16 protein-coding genes and 4 tRNA genes are annotated in these 18,220 nt (G+C 58.9%); 18 read left to right on the top strand and 2 right to left on the bottom strand.

Annotated features, from left to right (window positions below; translation table 11 throughout):
* The first annotated feature begins 200 nt into the window (after positions 1-200).
* The 3 genes from KVT38_RS12805 (at position 201) to KVT38_RS12815 (ending at position 1,789) form a co-directional block, all read left to right on the top strand.
* Positions 201-458, top strand: coding sequence for a hypothetical protein (locus KVT38_RS12805; protein WP_217594119.1), 258 nt, complete (start codon positions 201-203; stop codon positions 456-458).
* Complete coding sequence (locus tag KVT38_RS12810; RefSeq protein ID WP_217594120.1) at positions 455-841, top strand: retropepsin-like aspartic protease; 387 nt, start codon at positions 455-457, stop codon at positions 839-841. The genes KVT38_RS12805 and KVT38_RS12810 overlap by 4 nt, the downstream gene beginning before the upstream one ends.
* Before the next feature lie 102 nt (positions 842-943).
* A complete protein-coding gene (locus KVT38_RS12815) occupies positions 944-1,789 on the top strand; it encodes a hypothetical protein (protein WP_217594121.1) in 846 nt (281 codons plus the stop codon).
* Positions 1,790-1,808: 19 nt separating this feature from the next.
* Here KVT38_RS12815 and KVT38_RS12820 read toward each other — a convergent pair whose 3' ends face one another.
* Together KVT38_RS12820 and KVT38_RS12825 are read right to left on the bottom strand one after the other, a co-directional pair.
* Entirely contained in the window at positions 1,809-2,654 is an 846-nt protein-coding gene (locus KVT38_RS12820) for a WYL domain-containing protein (protein ID WP_217594122.1), read from the bottom strand.
* A complete protein-coding gene (locus tag KVT38_RS12825; protein WP_217594123.1) occupies positions 2,629-3,942 on the bottom strand; it encodes a helix-turn-helix transcriptional regulator in 1,314 nt (437 codons plus the stop codon). The genes KVT38_RS12820 and KVT38_RS12825 overlap by 26 nt, the downstream gene beginning before the upstream one ends.
* A gap of 372 nt (positions 3,943-4,314) precedes the next feature.
* Here KVT38_RS12825 and KVT38_RS12830 point away from each other — a divergent pair, with 372 nt between their 5' ends.
* From KVT38_RS12830 to KVT38_RS12900, 15 genes are all read left to right on the top strand, one after another.
* On the top strand, positions 4,315-4,494 hold the full coding sequence (locus KVT38_RS12830) for a hypothetical protein (RefSeq protein ID WP_217594124.1): 180 nt from the start codon (positions 4,315-4,317) through the stop codon (positions 4,492-4,494).
* A 242-nt stretch (positions 4,495-4,736) separates the two neighbouring features.
* Positions 4,737-4,811: transfer RNA gene (locus KVT38_RS12835), tRNA-His, on the top strand.
* A gap of 5 nt (positions 4,812-4,816) precedes the next feature.
* Positions 4,817-4,890 (top strand) — tRNA-Gln (locus tag KVT38_RS12840).
* Between the two features lie 23 nt (positions 4,891-4,913).
* Positions 4,914-4,988 (top strand) — tRNA-Glu (locus KVT38_RS12845).
* Positions 4,989-4,998: 10 nt separating this feature from the next.
* A tRNA-Asn gene (locus tag KVT38_RS12850) sits at positions 4,999-5,074 on the top strand.
* Between the two features lie 50 nt (positions 5,075-5,124).
* A complete protein-coding gene (locus KVT38_RS12855; protein ID WP_217594125.1) occupies positions 5,125-5,721 on the top strand; it encodes a ribonuclease H-like YkuK family protein in 597 nt (198 codons plus the stop codon).
* Between the two features lie 383 nt (positions 5,722-6,104).
* Positions 6,105-7,604, top strand: a complete 1,500-nt coding sequence (locus KVT38_RS12860; RefSeq protein WP_217594126.1) for a TROVE domain-containing protein — start codon at positions 6,105-6,107, stop codon at positions 7,602-7,604.
* Between the two features lie 18 nt (positions 7,605-7,622).
* Complete coding sequence (locus KVT38_RS12865) at positions 7,623-8,084, top strand: DIP1984 family protein (protein ID WP_217594127.1); 462 nt, start codon at positions 7,623-7,625, stop codon at positions 8,082-8,084.
* Between the two features lie 269 nt (positions 8,085-8,353).
* Entirely contained in the window at positions 8,354-9,139 is a 786-nt protein-coding gene (locus KVT38_RS12870; protein WP_217594128.1) for a nucleotidyltransferase domain-containing protein, read from the top strand.
* A 43-nt stretch (positions 9,140-9,182) separates the two neighbouring features.
* Entirely contained in the window at positions 9,183-10,409 is a 1,227-nt protein-coding gene (locus tag KVT38_RS12875; protein WP_217594129.1) for an RtcB family protein, read from the top strand.
* Positions 10,410-10,453: 44 nt separating this feature from the next.
* Positions 10,454-11,719 carry a class I SAM-dependent methyltransferase gene (locus tag KVT38_RS12880; protein ID WP_217594130.1) on the top strand — a complete coding sequence of 422 codons (1,266 nt, stop codon included), beginning with the start codon at positions 10,454-10,456 and terminating at the stop codon, positions 11,717-11,719.
* A 3-nt stretch (positions 11,720-11,722) separates the two neighbouring features.
* Complete coding sequence (locus KVT38_RS12885) at positions 11,723-14,311, top strand: metallophosphoesterase (protein ID WP_217594131.1); 2,589 nt, start codon at positions 11,723-11,725, stop codon at positions 14,309-14,311.
* A gap of 128 nt (positions 14,312-14,439) precedes the next feature.
* On the top strand, positions 14,440-15,363 hold the full coding sequence (locus tag KVT38_RS12890; RefSeq protein ID WP_217594132.1) for a CapA family protein: 924 nt from the start codon (positions 14,440-14,442) through the stop codon (positions 15,361-15,363).
* 112 nt (positions 15,364-15,475) lie between these two features.
* Positions 15,476-16,981 carry a TIGR02677 family protein gene (locus KVT38_RS12895; RefSeq protein ID WP_217594133.1) on the top strand — a complete coding sequence of 502 codons (1,506 nt, stop codon included), beginning with the start codon at positions 15,476-15,478 and terminating at the stop codon, positions 16,979-16,981.
* On the top strand, positions 16,974-18,212 hold the full coding sequence (locus tag KVT38_RS12900; RefSeq protein WP_217594134.1) for a TIGR02678 family protein: 1,239 nt from the start codon (positions 16,974-16,976) through the stop codon (positions 18,210-18,212). The genes KVT38_RS12895 and KVT38_RS12900 overlap by 8 nt, the downstream gene beginning before the upstream one ends.
* Positions 18,213-18,220 lie beyond the last annotated feature (8 nt).

Below are 18,220 nucleotides of genomic sequence, written 5' to 3' on the forward strand. Positions count from 1 at the left end.
CCGCGCTGTGATTGGGTTTTTTACCTCATATACACTTACTTTCTTTTGTAGATATATTTCCAGCGGTGAAGCACACCCTGGCAGGACGTCCGTGGACGTCTTGTCGGGGTGTTTTGTTTTGCCCGGGCGAGGAGGACTGGATTCGGCGGTAAACCCGCTATGTTATAATACGGCTGATCATGCTATCGGAGGTGTCCGACATGCGATGGAATGAGGTTCAAGAGCGCTTCCCCAATGAATGGGTCGTGCTTGAGGCAACGAAGGCCTATTCCAAGGAAGGACAGCGCTATATTGAAGAAATGACCGTTATTGATGTCTTCGAAGACTCAACCAAGGCGCTAAAGCGGTACAGCGAACTTCATCAGGAAGCCCCGCATCGCGAATATTGTTTTTTTCATACCTCTCGTCCGGAGGTTGTGGCGCGAGAGCGATACTTGGGGATTCGTGGTCCAAAATGAAGATAACCGAAAGATACGGACTTCCTTTTGTCAGTATGACGGTTATGTTCAGGGAAAGGCCGTTAACTTTGACCAGGGTATTGCTTGACACCGGCTCCGCCGGTACGCTTTTGAACGCGGATGCCGTGCAACAAATAGGTATGGTTCCTGAAGAAAACGATCTTGTAGATATGATTCGCGGAGTTGGCGGCGTGGAGTATGTTTACACGAAAAGCATTGACGCCGTTAGGGTAGGCGAATCGACAATAAAAGACTTCCAAGTCGAGATCGGGAGCATGGACTACGGTTTGGAATTAGACGGTATTTTAGGCTTTGACTTTTTAAAGCAAGCAGGGGCAGTGCTTAATGTTCGAAAAATGGCGTTATGTGTTAACGACGCGTAAGCAATCTATAACCCAGCGGTGAAGCACACCCTGGCAGGACGTCATTGGACGTCTTGTCGGGGTGTTTTATTTTGCCGAGACATTTTGAGGAGGCGTATTGGCATGAGGCAGGCAAGATTGTACGATCAGCCGGAACAGTTCGCGGAGATGATGAAGCGTCATTTGGCGGAAAGCTTGCAGATCGAAGTGAGGATGACGGAAGGAGAGCCGTTGCTGCTGGAGATGGACGACAAGATCGGGAAGGCACAGGTTAGTCTGCACAATACGTATCAGACGTACATGGCGGGAGGGGATCTGAATGCGGCCGTCGATTATTTGAACGATATCGTTCGCAGTTCTAAGCTTGCATGCGAAAAGAAAGATGAGATATACATTCTCGACTCCGATTATATCTACCCTGCGCTGCGGGACGATGGATACGCCGAGGCGATGCGCAAACAGGCGGGCGGTCTGTCGGCGGAGCGACTGCCGGGACTGCGGGAAGTATATCTGGAAATCAAGGACGGACTCACCAAGATCATCACTACGGAGATGCTGGAGCAGAATCCGGACCTGCGTGAGGACCAACTGAGAAAGATCGCCTACCGGAATCTCCGGCGGCAGGGCTGGCAGGAGCCGAGGATGAGATTGCCGACGCTTTTGGACAGCTGCATGTTCGAGGTGTATATGCACGACACGCATCCGGCGGAGTGCCAGTTTTTGGACCCCGAATTGAATGGGTGGATCGGCCGGAAACCTTATTTGGTCGCGTTCACGAATCGCAAGACGGTAATCGTGCTTCGCGCGGACGAAGCGATGGACACGCTCCGCCAGGCACAACGTCTGGCGGAGGAATCCGGCTTCCGCACGATGGCGAAGCGCAGCGTGGCGCTTATGCCGAGTCCGGTGTCGGACCGCGTATATTGGGTGCGGGACGGCAAAGCGGGTCTGCTGCCTCCGCGCAAGTAAGACGCTTGCTTTGGGCGAGTCAAGAGGCGGACCCGGCATCTCCCGGGGGCTGCGGGGCCGGCTGCGAATCCGGTGTTCCCTCGTATCTGGCCAGTGTCCAGGCCGCCGACTCGCGCATGCGTCGACGCAGCTGTTCGCCTTCGACGATGCGCACCCGGCGTCCCAGGAATCGAATCTTGGACAGCAGGAATTCGCTCTCGTCGGCGAGGCAGGAGACTCGGATCTGATACAAGTCCAGATTCTCGTCGTAGCTGACGGTTTTGTCGAAGCAGGAGAAGGCGTAGAGGATCCGGGAAAGCTCCGCGTTGTACTCGCGGACGATCTCGATCACCGCATGGGTCCGCCGCTCCTCGAGAAGGGCGAATGCCCGGCTTCGCAAATCCTCGAAGCGCTCTGGCGGAAGCGGGAGGGGCTTCGCGGATACGATATGCTGCAGCTTGCTCGACATGAGGCCGCGGGCATTGTACCAGAGAAGGTACCACTCCCGCTTGACCATATTGTATTCCAGCTTGACGGGCAGTCCGTTCTGATTGGCCTGGACGCCGCCGTGCTTGAGCCTTGTCGTGAGCCTGATTCCGCTGCCCTCCTGAATCATGCGGCGCAGCGGACGGAGCAGGGGGTGATAGACCTGCCTTTCCCGGCTTTTGGCTTTTTGTATGATATACGCGCGGCTGTCGATGGAATCCTCGTTCCGCAGCAAATCGCGTAGCTTTGACAACGTTCCCGCCGCGAACGCGTCGTCGGATGCCGGATGCTCGAGCATCGTTTTCAACCAAGAACGCTCGTGTGTCGTGAGGGCGATCGAATCCGCTTCGTCCAGCCGCGACAGAATTTGATAATTAAAGATTTTCTCGAACGGGTTCATAGTAGGCCTGAATCTCCTTCCATTCGGCGATCAGCTCCCGGCGCAGCCAGGCCGGCTCCAGCACTTCGCAGCTCGAGCCGAAGCTGCGCAGCCACGGCTTGATCTCGTAAATGCCGTTGACCTCGATCTCGTAGAGGAAAGTCGTGTCCGACTCGTCCGTCAAGACGCCCCATTGGCCTTGGGCCTCGACGCGTTCGCGTACGAAGTTCGCGCCAGCCCGTCCAGGGTTGTAGAATCGCACCCGGATCTTCACGCGCCGGTGCGAGTCCGTCACCCAGCTGTGTTCGAGCTCCTGTTCGACGGCCTCGAGGCGCCGGCCGAAGGTTTCCGCGTCTACGGCTTCTCCCATCTCGATCTGGGTGATGCCCTCCAGGCGATACTTCATTGTGCCGAGCCGGGGACTATGCCCGATCAGATACCAGCGGCCGTACTGATGGTCGTAAACGACGCGAAGCGGCAGAGCTGTCTCGACGCGTCCCTCCGTCTCGCGCTCGAACAGCGGGTTCGTGTTCTTGGAGGCATAGTTCTTGCCTTTCTTGGGCGACAGATAGAGAAAGGTGAGCTTGCGGTGCTCCCTGATCGCCTCGAATATCGTGTACAGATGCGCCTCGTCGAGAATGCGCGTGTGATAGTGGTATTTGTACAGATGGACGTCGAAGGTCTCGGGTCCGTAGCCGCGTCTCGTCAGCGCCTTCTTCAGCGTGTCTCGCAGCAGATAGCCCTGAACGGCGGGTACCTGCGTGTTCGCCATCACGTCGACGTAATCGTAAAGGTCGAGCAGCTCCTCGTCGGCCAACCGATCGATCAGATCGATATCGGCGCGGTACCTGTACGGCCGACCGCCATCCATGCGGCGGATAACGCCGACCTCTTCCAGATACTTGAGATCCCCGCGAACGGTCTTCTCGTCGGGGCAAGCATAGTCGGAAGGCATGCTGTCGCTGCAGGCGTCCAGCAGTTCTTTGGCGGTCATTGCTTCGCCCTGCATCAAGCCGATAAGAACCGCGAGCCGGACGCTTTCCGAATCCTTCAGCGATTTGGACCTGAAAAGAAATAGCAGCAGCGGGTCCGCGGATTCGTAATGGTTGTATCGCAGACCTTCGGCCAGGTCCTCGGCCGCTTCGGAGGACAGCGCCGTTCGCATGTCCTTGATGTAGCGCAGCGTCTTGTCGTACGTATGCACGGAGATGCCGAGCCGGTCGGCGAATTGCTGCCTGCTGTAGGCGCCGCCCGCCAGCGCGAGCATGCGAAGAAACTGAACCTCTTTATCGAAGCTTTCCCGTGCCATGCGCGCACCTCCTGCCATCTTTGTACCATTGTATCAAGAGAAAAGGCAGGGGAATATGGAAACTTTTTACGCGTTGCCATACTTTCGCCCTGTTCGATCGATGCGATTGCTGTGAAAATCAGGTTGTGAAGCCGAGGGCCGCAAGGCAATCGGGGACACGGCATCATGGAGGCGCACGGAAGGGTTACTTCGCCAAAAGTTATATTAGGCTCGAAACCTAATCGCTTCGATCATAAAGACAGGATTGAAGCGCAGAACCTTTCCAACCCATTTCCTCCATGATATCATTCATACCATTTATGGTTGACAGCGTTAATCGTCCGATGCTAGGATTACCAGCAACATACTGAATTGGAGAAAGGAGTGCGGAACATGCGCGACACGAATTTTATCTATGAACGTCCAGACCATCGCAGCCCGATGTCCCAGATTAAAGGCAGCCAGCGAGAGATAAGCTTATTTAACTCGCATGATCTGTATTTCCAATCTCATATCGGCATTCTTTACAGGCGCAAACCCGCTTCGGTTCGTCGGTTGTTTTCTACAGCCTGACGCCTCCGGCGACGGCATACATATGCGTACCCGTAAAGACTGCTTGTAGCCGAGCGGTCTTTTTCTATGGCTGAATGCAGCCTTAGAGGAAGAGCCGAGGGCGACAGGGGTCTTTTTTCATACCTGAACGGCCCCTGCAAAGTACATACCGCGTCAAGCGATATTAAAACGAGGAAAGGAGGCGGCGCGCTCCTGCCATAAGGCAGGGGCGGGGCCCACGACAACAATCGCAACCTATTATGGAGACCATGGCGAAAAGGCGAACGCAGCGGACTGTGAATCCGCCAGTACCGGTTCGAGTCCGGTTGGTCTCCCCATACGATGCCCGGTAGCCAAGCGGCAAGGCAGATGACTTTGAATCATCCACCGCAGGTTCGAATCCTGCCCGGGCAGCCATTCGATTGACTTTGAACCGCCGCGGCGTGGTGGTGAAACTGGATGAACACACGGGCCTTTCACGTCCGGATCTGCGGGTTCGAGCCCCGTCCACGCCTCTAAATCCATAGGGTTGTAGCTCAGCAGGTAGAGCGCCCGACTGTTAATCGGACGGTCGCAGGTTCGAGCCCTGCCAACCCTGCCAATACGACAAACAAGAAAGGAAGAAGCCGCCTTGCGCTACAGGTGACACTTATGAAAAGACACGTATACCCCATGCTTCACGAGCAAGTCTTCCGCAATCTCTCCGAACAAAATCTATCGCTCGGCGACGTCTTCGAACGCATCCGAAGCTTCATGGCGCGCGATCCGCGCGCTGCGTACCAACTCGTCGTCGGGACGGACGCGCAGGTACACGCTGGACATACGAAGTTCGTGACGTCCGTCGTGATCCTCCGGCCGGGCCGGGGCGCCTGGTTCTGCTACCGCCAGGTGATCGTTCCGCGGGAGCTGCGTTCGCTGCGAGAAAAGCTGAGTCTCGAAACGACTTACAGCCAGGAGATCGCGGCCTACTTCGATGCCGGGAAACGGGCTGCGCTGGAGGATATTCTCCTGCCCCACGCCTACCATGGCGCGAGCCTGGCGATGTTCGTCGATATCGACGCAGGCACGGACGAGAGACGCAACCGGACGTCGGCGATGGTCGCCGAGCTGGTCGGAAGAATCGAAGCGATGGGGCTGTCGGCCCGAGTGAAACCGGAGGCGATCGCGGCTTCGTCCGTTTCCAATCGCTATACGAAAACGCCGTACAGAGGCGCTCCAGCCTCGAAAAGGGCATCGAATTTCGGATAAATTTTACAAGTCGTCATACTTGCGCCATGTTCGCGGCAGCGGATGTGCGCGATGATAGAAGCACAAGCCGACGCTGAAAAGGCGAGGCGCAGACGCAATAAAGTCATACACGTTCGTTGAGGCGCATGGAAGGGCTACTTCGACTTTTAATCGGCCTGTCGTTGGTTCGAGTCCAACTCCCGCTGCGGCGGGATAGCTCAGATGGTAGAGCAGCATGCCTTTCCGACCCTTTTCCTCAACGATGCAGCAAGACAGACGGCGCGAGGCGAACGAGAGGGGTACTTCGATCTAAGCATAAGGGACGGACACGGCCTTACGCAGGCCTTCCGTGAACCTTCTCGGCCATTTCCTCGCTCCGCTCTCTTTTAAGGAGGTCATTTCCCATGAGTTTCGCTAAAAAGCTGTTCTCGGCCGTCAGGCCGACGACATTGAACCAGGAAGGCTATCCGGCTTATGAGCGCTCCCCAGAGGAGCGGTACGTACAGACGCTGGTTACCAATACGATGGGCAATACGTTTTATGCGGACAGTCAGTCGCTGCTGGCCGAAGCCGAAGCGCTTCACCGCGAGATGGCGCAGCGCGATCCGCAGTTCATGGCCAAGGCGCTCGTCTATGCGCGGGGCGAAGGCTACATGCGGCTTCAGCCGCTGTACGGCCTGGCGATCCTGTCGGCCTATCGGCCCGACCTGTTCGCGAAGATCTTTCTCAAGGTCGTGCAGATTCCGTCCGATCTGTCGGACTTCCAGACCATCCTCCAGGGGATGGGCCGGGGCGAGGGCGGCCGGGCCGTGAAGCGGCAGGTGAACCGATTCCTGGCCGGCGTGTCCGAATACTGGGCCGTCAAGTACAACGGCCGGGGCCGCGGCTACAGCCTCGGCGACGCGATCGCGACGGCGCACCCGAAGCCGGCGGACCTGAAGCAGCAGGCGCTCTACCGGTACCTGCGAGGCCAGGAAGCGAATCTGTCGCTGCTGCCGCAGGTCCATGCGCTGGAGCAGCTGAAGCAGGCGACGACCGAGGCCGAGCGGCTGTACTGGATCGAGACGGGCAAGCTGCCGCACGAGGTCGTCACGGGCGCGGTGAAGCCGACCAAGGCGATCTGGGAAGCGCTGATCGCCCAGATGCCGACGTTCGCGCTGCTCCGTCATCTGAACACGCTCGAGCGGGCAGGCGTGTTGGAGGATCGGCACAACCTGCAGGCGGTGACCGAGCGGCTGACTGATCAACGCGCGCTTGCAAAGGTGAGGATCCTGCCGTTCCGGTTCGCCAAGGCGTTCCGGCAGGTGGAGCATCCGGTTCTGCGCGACGCACTGAGGGACGCGACAGAGTATACGTTCGATCATCTGCCGGAACTCGCGGGCCGCACGGCGATTTTCCTCGACATCTCGGGCTCGATGACCGGCGACTACCTGCAGATCGGCTCGGTGTTCGCGCTGGCGCTGTACAAGAAGACCGAAGGCGACTCCCTGTTCTGGCTGTTCGATACCGCCGCCGAAGATGCGAGGCCTTCGCGCAGAGACAGCATCCTGTCGCAGGCGGAGCGCATCCGGACACGAGGCGGCACGGATACAGGCGCGCCGGTGCGCAAGCTGCTGGCAGAGCGGCGCAAGGTCGAGCAGATCGTCATCATCACGGACGAACAGCAAAATGCGGGCAGTCCGTTTTATGAAGCGCTGGCGAAGTACAGGGCAAAGGTGAACCCGGGCGTCAAGGCGTTTATCGTCGACGTCTCGCCTTACCGCGGCGCGATGGTGCCGCAGCAGGATCCCGGTACGTTCTATATTTACGGCTGGAGCGACACGGTGCTGAGCTACATCGCGCAGTCGGCCAAGGGCTATGCGACCGTGGTCGAACGAATCGAAGCGATCGAGATCGATAACTAACAGAAGAGGTGCATCAACATGAAGCTGGCAGAAGCGCTGGTCCGCAGGGCGGACAGCCAGAAAAAAATCGCGCAGCTGCGGCAGCGGCTGGAGCGGGTCGTGAAGGTGCAGGAGGGAGAAACGCCTGCGGAGGATCCGGCCGCGCTGATCGTGGAGCTGGAGCAGACGCTCGCCGAGCAGACGTCTTGGGTGCGCAAGATCAACAAGACGAATGCGGCGACGCCGTTTAACGCGGAGCTGAGCATCTCGGACGCGCTGGCGGAGCGCGACCGGCTCATGCAGCATCGCAAGCTGCTCGCCGAGCTGCTCGAGCAGGCGTCGATCAAGCAGGACCGGTTCAGCCGTTCGGAGGTCAGGTTCGAGCGGACGGTGGACGTCGTACAGCTTCAAGCTCGCGTGGATGCGCTGTCCAAAGCCTACCGGGAGATGGACTTCCGCATTCAGGAGATGAACTGGACAACGGATCTCATCGAGAAGTAGCTGCAAAGGTAGTCCGGATCGGCCGAGGCGTGCACAAACCCGCCAACAGGGAAAGTTGGACTCGCTCGGACACGGGGGCCATGTCCAACCTATCAATCATGAGCCCAGCAATGTGACGAGCGTAACGCGTACCAGTCACTGTAACCACCGCGTGCAGGTCGGCAGAATTCGGGCGAGGGCGGGAATGGGGAATTCGCAGCACAACACGACAGCAGGGCGGCGGGCTTCGGAATAACGGAGCCGCTGTTCTACATAGAGGTGATTTTCAGATGGAAACGATCAGAAAAACGATAAGCGATCAGCTGGAGCGGCTGGAGCGGGAAGAGAACGTCCGCATCCTGTACGCCTGCGAATCGGGCAGCCGGGCGTGGGGTTTCCCGTCGCAGGACAGCGATTACGACGTGCGGTTCGTCTATGTGCGCGAGCCGGACTGGTATTTGTCCATATACGATAAAAGAGATGTCATCGAGCGGCCGATCAGCGATCGATTGGACATCAGCGGTTGGGATCTGCGCAAGGCGCTGAACCTGTACCGCAAGTCCAACCCGCCGCTGCTCGAATGGCTGCAATCGCCGATCCGGTACGCCGAGCGCTACACCGTGGCGGAGCAGCTGCGCGCGATCTCGCCGCTCACCTTTTCGCCGAAGTCCTGCATGTACCACTACCTGAACATGGCCCGCGGTAACTATCGGACATACCTGCAGGGCGACCGGGTGAAGATCAAAAAGTACTTTTACGTCCTGCGCCCCGTGCTGGCGTGCGAGTGGATCGAGCGGTACGGCGGCATGCCGCCGATGGCGTTCGACGTCCTGGCGGACCGCCTGCTCCCGCGGGACGGCGAGCTCTGGCCCACGGTGCAACAGCTGCTGGATCGTAAAAAGGCGGGCGAGGAGCTCGACTACGAGCCGCGGCTCACTATAGTTAACGAGTATTTGGAGGAACGCCTCGATCGTCTGGAGAAAAGCGCAGCGTCGCAAGCCAAGCAGGCCGAACGCCTGGACGACAGGCTGGATGCACTGTTCCGGTCGGCGCTGCGGGAGGTATGGGGCGCCTAGCCGCTGTTCATTATTGCAACATAAAGGAGCGTAACGATACATCATGAGCTATCAAACGATAGACGGCGTGCGTGTCTGGGGCAAGCCCGACGAGAGCGCGCTCTCCCAAGCGATAACCTGCGCGGTGCACGGCAACGTCGTTCAAGTGCTGCTGATGGCCGACCACGACAAACGCTCGAGCCAGCCGATCGGCGGCGTGATCGCGTATGACGGTCAGATATCGCCTTCCGGCGTGGGCTACGACATCGGCTGCGGCAACAAGGCCGTTCGCACGAACCTGATGGCAAGCGATGTGCTGCCTCGCCTCGCCGGCATCATGGATCAAATCGCGCGAAAGGTGTCCTTCGGCGTCGGCCGCATCAACAGCGAGCCGGTCGATCACGAGCTGTTCGACGATCCGGATTGGAGCGTCTATGCGGCGATCGGGCGGCCGGAGCACGACAAGCTGAAGAAGCTTGCCCGCGACCAACTCGGAACGGTCGGCAGCGGCAACCATTACGTCGACTTGTTCGTGGAGCCCGCCACGGGCCGCCTGTGGATCGGCAATCACTTCGGCAGCCGGGGGTTCGGCCACAAGACCGCCAGCGGCTTCCTGAATCTTGCGGCGGGACGCGAATTTCTGGGCAATGCGCCCGGCGAAAAGATGGATCAGCCGCCCGTGCTGTTCGACCTCGACAGCGAGCTCGGAGATCTGTACTACAGAGCGATGAAGCTGGCCGGCCGTTATGCGTATGCCGGGCGCGACTACGTGATCCGGCAGGTGCTGTCGATCGTGGGCGCGGAGGCGGACTTCCAAGTCCATAACCACCATAACTATGCGTGGCGCGAGCCGCACGGCGGCAAGGATACGATCGTCGTACGCAAAGGCGCTACTCCTTCGGCGCCGGGTCAGCTTGGGTTCATCGGCGGCAGCATGGGCGATATCTCGGTCATCGTTCGCGGCAAGGATACGGCGGAAAACCGCGACTCCTTCTACAGCACCGTCCACGGCGCTGGCCGGGTGATGAGCCGCACGCAGGCGGCCGGCAAAATGAACTGGAAGACGCGTACCCGCTCGGGCGGTCAGATCACGCCGGAGCAGATGAAGCGGGCGGTCCGCGAATTCGGCGTCGAGCTGCGGGGCGCGGGGACGGACGAGAGTCCGTTCGTCTATCGCCGGCTGCAGGAGGTGCTGGACGCGCATGCCGGGACGATCGACGTGCTGCACGTGCTGAAGCCGATCGGGGTGTGCATGGCGGGCGCGGACGAGTTCGATCCGTACAAGGATTAGTTGTCCCCCGCCTTATCGCTCGCCACAGAGAGGATGATTTTTTAATGGCCATCGTTCAACTCAAGTCGAGCCATCCGCAGTTTACGTTTCTGATCCGCAAAAATCCGTCTACCGGCATGCAGCTGCGGCAGATCCGCCAAGGCATGGCCTACGGCTGGTACTCGGACGATTCGACGTACAACGTTTACTTTAAGGACGCCGACAACGATATTTCATATAAAAAGCAGGAAGACGAGAGCTTCGAATACTTGAACGTCTCCAGGTACAACACGCCGCTGTTTCCGCTGAGCGCGATCAACGAATTTTTCGCGGCGCCGTTCAAAAAGCATGACGACCGCGACGAGGAAGGCTGCGAGCACGTCTTTTTCATCAACATGATTCACATCGATCGGCTTCGCTACATTGATTTTTTTGAAAAGCACCTGACGGATTATTCCTTCACGCTGGAGCACCGGGCGCACAAAAGCTACGCGCTCACGATCGTCACGAGAAAAAGCCTGTACGGTCTGCTGCATGTTGCCAGTGTGCTGTGCCTGTTTCTGTCGATGTTCGGAGACGAGCAGATCGACATCTCGGATGCCGTGCTCGACAAGTACGTTCCCAGCCTGAACGTCATCGATGCGCCGTTTTTCATTCGCAGCCTGTTTGCGAGAAACTTCCTTCATTCGCGGGAGCGGTTCAAGAAGTACAAGGCGGTCGTGGAGCGGACGGACCGATATGCCATCGAATTGGGGTTCGGCGGTACGGCGATGCAGCGGCGCAGCTTCATTGCGGGCGTGCTGCCTTTCGACAAACCGATCCTCGACATCGGCTGCGGCGAGGGCTTCTATGCGATTCCGTTTGCGAGCAAGCTGGAGAGCGCTTATTACGCGGTGGACATCGACGAAGAGCTGCTGGATACCGTTGCGAGAAAAGCGGCGGCCAGGGAGATTGAGAATATCGCGACGTTCGGCTCGCTCGACCGCTTCCTCGAAACGTATAACGGCGAGCAGGTCGACGTCATCCTCACGGAGGTTGTCGAGCATATGAGCCTGGGAGAGGCAGCGGCGTTTGTCCGGCAAATCGGCACCGAGATCGACTTCGACCGGTTGATCGTGACGACGCCGAACGCGGACTTTAACCGGTATTACGAGCTGGAAGGGTTCCGGCATGACGATCATAAATGGGAATTGGGCCAGGCGGCGTTCCGGCAATGGTTTGCGGATACGGTACAAGGGCTGCCGCTCGATTACGAGTTCGTGGAAATCGGAGATCGGGTGGACGGCGTTCATACGACGCAGGGCGTTATCATCCGGAGAGGGGAGGAGTAGCGCATGGAGATGGCGACGCGCGTGCATACAATATTTATGCTGGTCGGTTCAAGCGAATGCGGCAAGACGACGTTTGCAAAAGAAGTAATGATTCCGCAGCTGCGTCTGACGGATGAGGCTCGGGGCTTGCGGACCAACGTGCAGTATTTGTCGTCGGACGCCATCCGGCAGGAATTGCTCGGCTATGCATACGACAAATACGAGCAGTTGATGCTGGAGTCCAGCTCGCATGCGTTCCAGCTGCTATTTGAGCGCTTGAAGCTGGTCACTTCGTTTCCGATCAATGCCGAGTTCGTCATCGTCGATACGCTCGGGTTGGCCGAAGATTTCCGCGCCAAGGTGCGAGAGATCGCCCGCGACAACCACTACCATATCGAAGTCGTGCTGTTCGATTATCGCAGACGCGGCGACTACTATGCTTCCGAGCGATCGAAGAAGCTGATCACTACACATCTGAATCGGCTTCGCAAGGACGTGCTTCCCGTGCTGTCGCGCGAAGGCTACGACAGGATCCACAAGGTGCGGGCCAAGGATTTCTATTTCCCGGAGGAGCTGCGTGCTAACCCGGAATACCGGATCACGGTGGAAAATGGGGACGAATACGCGGCGTCGGTGCTGCCCAGGGATGCGGAGTATATCGTCATCGGGGACGTCCACGAATGCGCCGCGGACTTGCAGGGACTGCTGGCGGACTTCGGCTATCGTATCGAGGATGGCCGCATGGTGCCGACGGATAAGGTACGGGGAGCGAGGGTGATTCTGGTCGGCGACTGGATCGACAAGGGCAAGCATACACGGGACATCGTCGAGTTCCTGCATCGCAACCGGGATCATTTCTTGTTTGTGCTCGGCAACCATGAGAACTTCGTGCTGAAGTATATCAACGGGGAAATCAAAGGCGCCGACGCGCAGCTGACGGATGCGTATTTCGACTCCATTCCGGCATTGCAGGCTGACGAGGCGTTGTTCGGAAAATTCGCCGAGCTTGTGGAAGCGTCCCGCCCCTTCTACCGCTATGTCGGCGGCGATGGCAGATCCTCCTTTTATGTCACCCATGCACCGTGCCGCAGCGTTCATATCGGCAAGCTCGACGCCGACTCGTTGCGCCGCCAGCGGAATTTCAGGCTCGATCGCGCGCTTCCGGCGGAAGACCAACTGCATTTTCTGCGCGAGGAAGCGACGGGCAACCATCCTTACCATCTGTTCGGGCACGTCGCGGCGAAGCAAGCATTTAGGATCAAAAACAAAATTCATCTCGACACCGGCTGCGCGCACGGCAGTCTGCTGACGGGCGTCCGGATGTCGTATAAGCCGTTTTTCAAGAGCCGCAAATCGCAAACCGCCGCTTTCCACGAGGAGCTGCCGACGCTTTTCCGCGAGGAGCGGAAGGTCAAGCTGCTGGAGCTGGACGCCGAATCCGTTCGCAGGCTGCGCTATTGCGCCCGCCATCGCATCAACTATATCTCGGGCACGATGTCGCCGGCGGACAAGGACCTGGAGACGGGCGAACTCGAATCGCTGCGCAAGGGGCTCGCCTACTTCGCGGAGCGCGGCGTGAGCAAAGTCGTGCTGCAGCCGAAGTACATGGGCTCCAGATGCAACGTTTATTTGCATCGCGATATCGAGCAGTGCCGGGCGGTCAGCCGCAACGGCTATCAGGTCAAGGCCGTGGATATGCAGCCGATCTACGAGGGCTTGCTACGGAAGTTCGGACCGTATATGTCGGAGCGGGGAATCGCCATGCTGGTGCTGGACGGAGAGCTGCTGCCTTGGAAGGCACTGGGCGAAGGGCTGATCGAACGGCAGTTCCGGCCGATCGGGAAGGCGTTGGAGACGGAGCTGGATTTCCTGAAGCGGCACGGGTTCGAAAAGGCGCTGGGCGAGCTGGTGGAGACCTGGGAGAACAGCGGGTTCGAGCAAGATCAGCATCACGCGACCAAGGAAGCGTTGAACGACAAATACGGCACGCATCAGTATCAAACGTACAAGTTCGTCCGCGGCATCCGGGACACGCGCGTGCCTCTGGCGCAGCACGAAGAAGCCTTCGAAGTGTATAGGCTCCAGCTTGAGCTGTATGCGGGGGATGCCGAGATCGATTACAAGCCGTTTGCGCTGCTTAAGGAGGTAGGCGAGAACGGCGACGAGCGACTGCCGGAAGGCAAGACTTCGGACAACTATCGCTTCGTGTCGGACGACGAATATATGGTGCTAGACCTTGAGAGCCCCGACGCCTATGCGGGCGCCGAAGCTTTTTTCTCCAGGCTCACCGTCGAGAACGGCATGGAAGGCATCGTCATCAAGCCCGAGCTCGAGCATCCCGGCACGGTTCCGTATATGAAGGTGCGCAATCCCGGCTATCTGTCGATCATCTACGGCTACGACTACAAGTTTCCGCACAAGTACGGCAAGCTGATCAAGCAGAAGAACATCGCGCCTAAGCTGCGGACCTCTTTGAACGAACATCGGCTGGGCAAGCAGATGTTGGCGATCAAGCTGTCGGACATCGAGCCGGCAAACGAGTCGTTTAATCAGATTGCAGCCAACCTGCTGTTCGAAGTGGCCAGAGAAAAGGATATGGATCCGAGGCTTTAATTTCGCAGCACGATTTTGAAAATCCGGCCCATCTGACGCCGGATTTTTTGCGTTTGCCCGGCGCACGCAGTCCCCAACACCCCACATAACATGATGCATCCGTTATTTTAGAAGGAGCGAAGCGGGCGATGACAACTATCACATTGTCTGCGGTCGGGGACTTGTTGATGAAAAAGAACATGATCGCCTCGGCTGCGCGAGAAGGCGGATTTTCGCCTATATTCTCAAGAGTGAAGCCTTACCTGCGTAAAGCGGACTTCACGATCGGCAATCTGGAGACGACCTTCTCGGGGAACAGGTTCAAAGAAAAGACCGGAAAACTGCTGTTCAGCTCGCCGGACGCCTTCGCTGCCACGCTCCGGAGCCTCGGCTTCGATGTGCTGAGTACGGCCAACAACCATTGCATGGACGGGACATCGGCCGGATTGAAGCGAACGCTGTATGTCCTCGATCGGCACGGCTTGCGGCATACGGGCACGTCCCGTTCCCCGCAGGAATCCCGCCGGAAGCTTATCGTTAACGTAAAAGGAATCAAGATCGGCGTATTGGCTTATACGTACGGAACCAACGGGATACGCGTGCCGGCGTCCTGGATGGTCAACCGTATCGTGCGCAATAAGATTGCGGCGGACGTGCGCAGCTTAAAGCGCGCTGCCGATTTTATCGTCGTATGTCTGCATTTCGGCAAAGAATTCCGCTCGCGGCCCGATCGGGGCCAAGTCCGCCTGATGCATGAATTGTTCCGAAATGGTGTGAATGTCGTACTTGGCGCGCATCCCCACGTGCTGCATCCGGTCAAAATGTACAAGGTGAAAGACCGGGACGGACGGGTCCTGAATCGGGTAGCGGCTTCCTCCTTGGGGAACTTCGTATCGACCGAGCTGCCGCAGCATACGGCCAGATTAAGAGGCGCGATCCTGAAGCTGACCGTTACCAAAAACGCCAAAGGGGTCACGGACGTACGGAAAATGTCCCGCATGCCTACCCGCATTTTGCAAAATGTCGGTCCTAAACGGACGTATCGGGTGGTGCCGGCGAGAAATGGCGGTTAAAACGGTCTACAGCAGGAACGAGAAGATGGCAACGATTAAAAGGCGGAATTTAATTGCAAACCACTTCAATTGAATATTTGTTAAAATAATAGGGTCAAAGGAGGTACTGAACTTGGGCCCTTTTATTACGCCTGCGGGTTTGCGGGCAGTTCCGGAGCTTAGCTATCTGACGGCGACGAACGTCGCGCGTTATCGCGTCATTATGCGGTTCGTTTATGTGGAATATCAGCGACTCCGGTATTGGCTGCGGCCGGAAGAGATCTACGAAGGCGCGAAGTCCTCGGGTGTGCTCGAGAACTATACGCTTGAAATGTGTATGTCCGATCTGGAGAGTCTCAAAGGCTGGGGCAATCTGGCCTCCCGCCACGACGGCGGGCGAGCGCTCTCGCTTGAAGAATATATGCGCAAAAAGAGTCAGTATTTGCTGACGCCATATTCGATAGAAATCGAACGGATGCTGGAGGCGCTGGAAAAGGTCAAGGGGTACGGGGGCTCGCTCGAGACGACGTACTTCGACCAGATCGCGGCCTGCGTCCATGAAATTCGGGAAAAGGCCGATACGTTCGCGCCGGGCGAGGCGCTGGGAAATTGGGAGAAGCTGTACGCGGCTTTCAAGACGATGCACGAAAATGCGGCCGACTTCATCGCGAGTATCCATTCGATTCAAGCCGAAGAGATGATGGCGACCGACGGCTTCTTGATGCTGAAGGATAATCTCGTGAATTACCTTCAGCACTTCGTAAAGGGGCTACAGCGCAGCGCCTACCGGATCGAAGGACAGCTGCTGCGCGTGGGCGACGGGCTGCGTGATGCGTATCTCGCGCTTGCGGCCGCGGACGAACTGGCGCGTCCTCGTCTGGAGGAAGGCAAGTCCGAGGAGGAAATCCGGGAGGAGCTTCGCCAGGGCTGGATCAACCTGAAGCGCTGGTTCGTCGGCAGCGAGGCCGAGCCGAGCGAACTGACGCTGCTGGAGAAGGCGACCAAGGAGGCGATCGCCAAGGTTGTCCGCAGCGCGGTGCGGCTGCAGGAGCGACGGCGCGGCGGGATGAGCCGGCGCGCGGATCTTGAGCGGCTCGGCCGCCGCTTCGCGCAGCTCGACAGCCTGGAGGAGGCGCACAAGCTGGGCGCCTATGTATTCGGCCTGTTCCCGAGCCGTCATCTCCAGGGCGAGGATGCGCGCGAGACGGAGCGCGCCGACGTCTCGACCTGGAGCGAGCCGCCCAACATACGGCTCATTCGAACGCGCAGCCGCAAGCGGGCGGCCCGCTCGGCGACGGAACCGATGCGTACGCATACGGCCAAGCGGGAGGCGTACCGCGAGCAGGTCGAGGCGCAGCTGGCGGAGGAGCGCGAGTTCGTCGAGCGGATGCAGGGCTACGGCGCCGTGCGGATCGGCGAGCTGCCGCTGCTCGGCGCGAAGGAGCGCATGCGCCTGCTGAACTGGATCGGACGCTGCACGGCTGCGAGCTCACGGTCTTTCGTGACGGCGGACGGACATTCGATCGCGGTGCTGATGCCGGATGAGGAAGAGACCGCGCTGCTGCGCAGTGAGGACGGCGAGCTGGTCATGCCGGACTATGTGATCGAGGTCCGGACGGGAGGCATGCAGCATGGCTAGGGGCGGGACGACGTCCTATGCGCTTCGGCGCATGCGGGCCAACAAGCGGGCGGACGCCGAGCAATGGAACGAGCGCCGGCGCATCTGCGCGCATGCGCTGCTGAACCGGCCCTGGATCGCCAAGGAGGAAGATCCGGAGCTTTTCTACTGGGTGAAGGATCAATATACGGAGCTTCGGGACTGGTATGCGGAGCATACCGGCTTTCTGCTGATTCTGACGCGGACGATGGCCAAGCTGGACAAGGCGCCGCTCGTCGCCGAGCCCTGGATGGGCTTTTCCGAGTTTCGCGAGCCGCGGGATTATGCCTTGTTCACTTATGCGCTGTGGTACCTGGAGTCGAAGACGGAGCTGGACCAGTTCGTGCTGACCGATATTGTGGAGCAGGTGACGGAGCAGCTCGCCGCGTCCGGCATCGGCCTGGACTGGGAAAATTATCAGCACCGGCTGTCGATGGTCCGCGCGCTCAAAAAGCTCAGGGAGCTGGGCGTGCTTCGCCATATCGACGGCGAGGAGTCGGATTGGGCCCACGACACGCATAAAAACGTGCTGTACGAATGCGCGCCGTCCTCCCGCTACGTGCTGCGTCATTTTCCAAGAGATATAGGCGCCTACGAGCGGCTGGACGACTTCGCCGAACAGGTCGTGTACCCGGATACGGTGGACGGAGACATGCGGCGCAAGCGTCACGGCGTCTATCGCAGGCTGCTGCTGGAGCCCGCCGTGGCGGACCGGGAATGGAGCAAGGAGGAGCTGCACTACGTCGTGACGCAGCGCAGGGCGATTATGGACCAGCTTCAGTTCATGTTCGGCCTCGCGGGCAGCCGCTACCGGGAAGGCTTGTATTTCTTCTATCCCGAACCGACGGCGGAGTGCGACCTGTTCCCGACGGCGGCCGGCATCTCCGACCTGACGCTGCTGTTCGCGGGGGAGCTGCGGCGGAAGCTCGGCGGGCAGGACTGGCATCTTGAAGAGGACGGTACGCTCGAGCTGACGCGTACGGACGTCGAGGCGCTTCTCCACGGGTTGAAGCTGAGATACGGCGAGTACTGGAGCAAGGAGCACCGTGAGAAAAGCTTGGGCGAGCTGGCCGAAGCGCTGATGGCGCATATGGTCGAATGGAAGCTCGGACAGCGCCGGGCAGAGGGCGAAGAGCGGGAGCGCTTCGTCGTATCGGCGGTCGTATCGCGGTGGAACGCGGACTATGCGCTAGACGAAGGGACAGAGGCGTGAAGAAGGAT

It is taken from the genome of Cohnella sp. GbtcB17 (assembly GCF_019091135.1).
Lineage (GTDB): Bacteria > Bacillota > Bacilli > Paenibacillales > Paenibacillaceae > Cohnella.

What these genes read in the sequence shown, in the direction of transcription:
- KVT38_RS12870 (WP_217594128.1), top strand. Translation starts at nt 8,354, where the DNA reads ATGGAAACGATCAGAAAAACGATAAGCGATCAGCTGGAGCGGCTGGAG.
- KVT38_RS12830 (WP_217594124.1), top strand. Translation starts at nt 4,315, where the DNA reads ATGCGCGACACGAATTTTATCTATGAACGTCCAGACCATCGCAGCCCG.
- KVT38_RS12860 (WP_217594126.1), top strand. Translation starts at nt 6,105, where the DNA reads ATGAGTTTCGCTAAAAAGCTGTTCTCGGCCGTCAGGCCGACGACATTG.
- KVT38_RS12825 (WP_217594123.1), bottom strand. Translation starts at nt 3,942, where the DNA reads ATGGCACGGGAAAGCTTCGATAAAGAGGTTCAGTTTCTTCGCATGCTC.
- KVT38_RS12815 (WP_217594121.1), top strand. Translation starts at nt 944, where the DNA reads ATGAGGCAGGCAAGATTGTACGATCAGCCGGAACAGTTCGCGGAGATG.
- KVT38_RS12890 (WP_217594132.1), top strand. Translation starts at nt 14,440, where the DNA reads ATGACAACTATCACATTGTCTGCGGTCGGGGACTTGTTGATGAAAAAG.
- KVT38_RS12810 (WP_217594120.1), top strand. Translation starts at nt 455, where the DNA reads ATGAAGATAACCGAAAGATACGGACTTCCTTTTGTCAGTATGACGGTT.
- KVT38_RS12885 (WP_217594131.1), top strand. Translation starts at nt 11,723, where the DNA reads ATGGAGATGGCGACGCGCGTGCATACAATATTTATGCTGGTCGGTTCA.
- KVT38_RS12865 (WP_217594127.1), top strand. Translation starts at nt 7,623, where the DNA reads ATGAAGCTGGCAGAAGCGCTGGTCCGCAGGGCGGACAGCCAGAAAAAA.
- KVT38_RS12855 (WP_217594125.1), top strand. Translation starts at nt 5,125, where the DNA reads ATGAAAAGACACGTATACCCCATGCTTCACGAGCAAGTCTTCCGCAAT.
- KVT38_RS12805 (WP_217594119.1), top strand. Translation starts at nt 201, where the DNA reads ATGCGATGGAATGAGGTTCAAGAGCGCTTCCCCAATGAATGGGTCGTG.
- KVT38_RS12880 (WP_217594130.1), top strand. Translation starts at nt 10,454, where the DNA reads ATGGCCATCGTTCAACTCAAGTCGAGCCATCCGCAGTTTACGTTTCTG.
- KVT38_RS12900 (WP_217594134.1), top strand. Translation starts at nt 16,974, where the DNA reads ATGGCTAGGGGCGGGACGACGTCCTATGCGCTTCGGCGCATGCGGGCC.
- KVT38_RS12820 (WP_217594122.1), bottom strand. Translation starts at nt 2,654, where the DNA reads ATGAACCCGTTCGAGAAAATCTTTAATTATCAAATTCTGTCGCGGCTG.
- KVT38_RS12875 (WP_217594129.1), top strand. Translation starts at nt 9,183, where the DNA reads ATGAGCTATCAAACGATAGACGGCGTGCGTGTCTGGGGCAAGCCCGAC.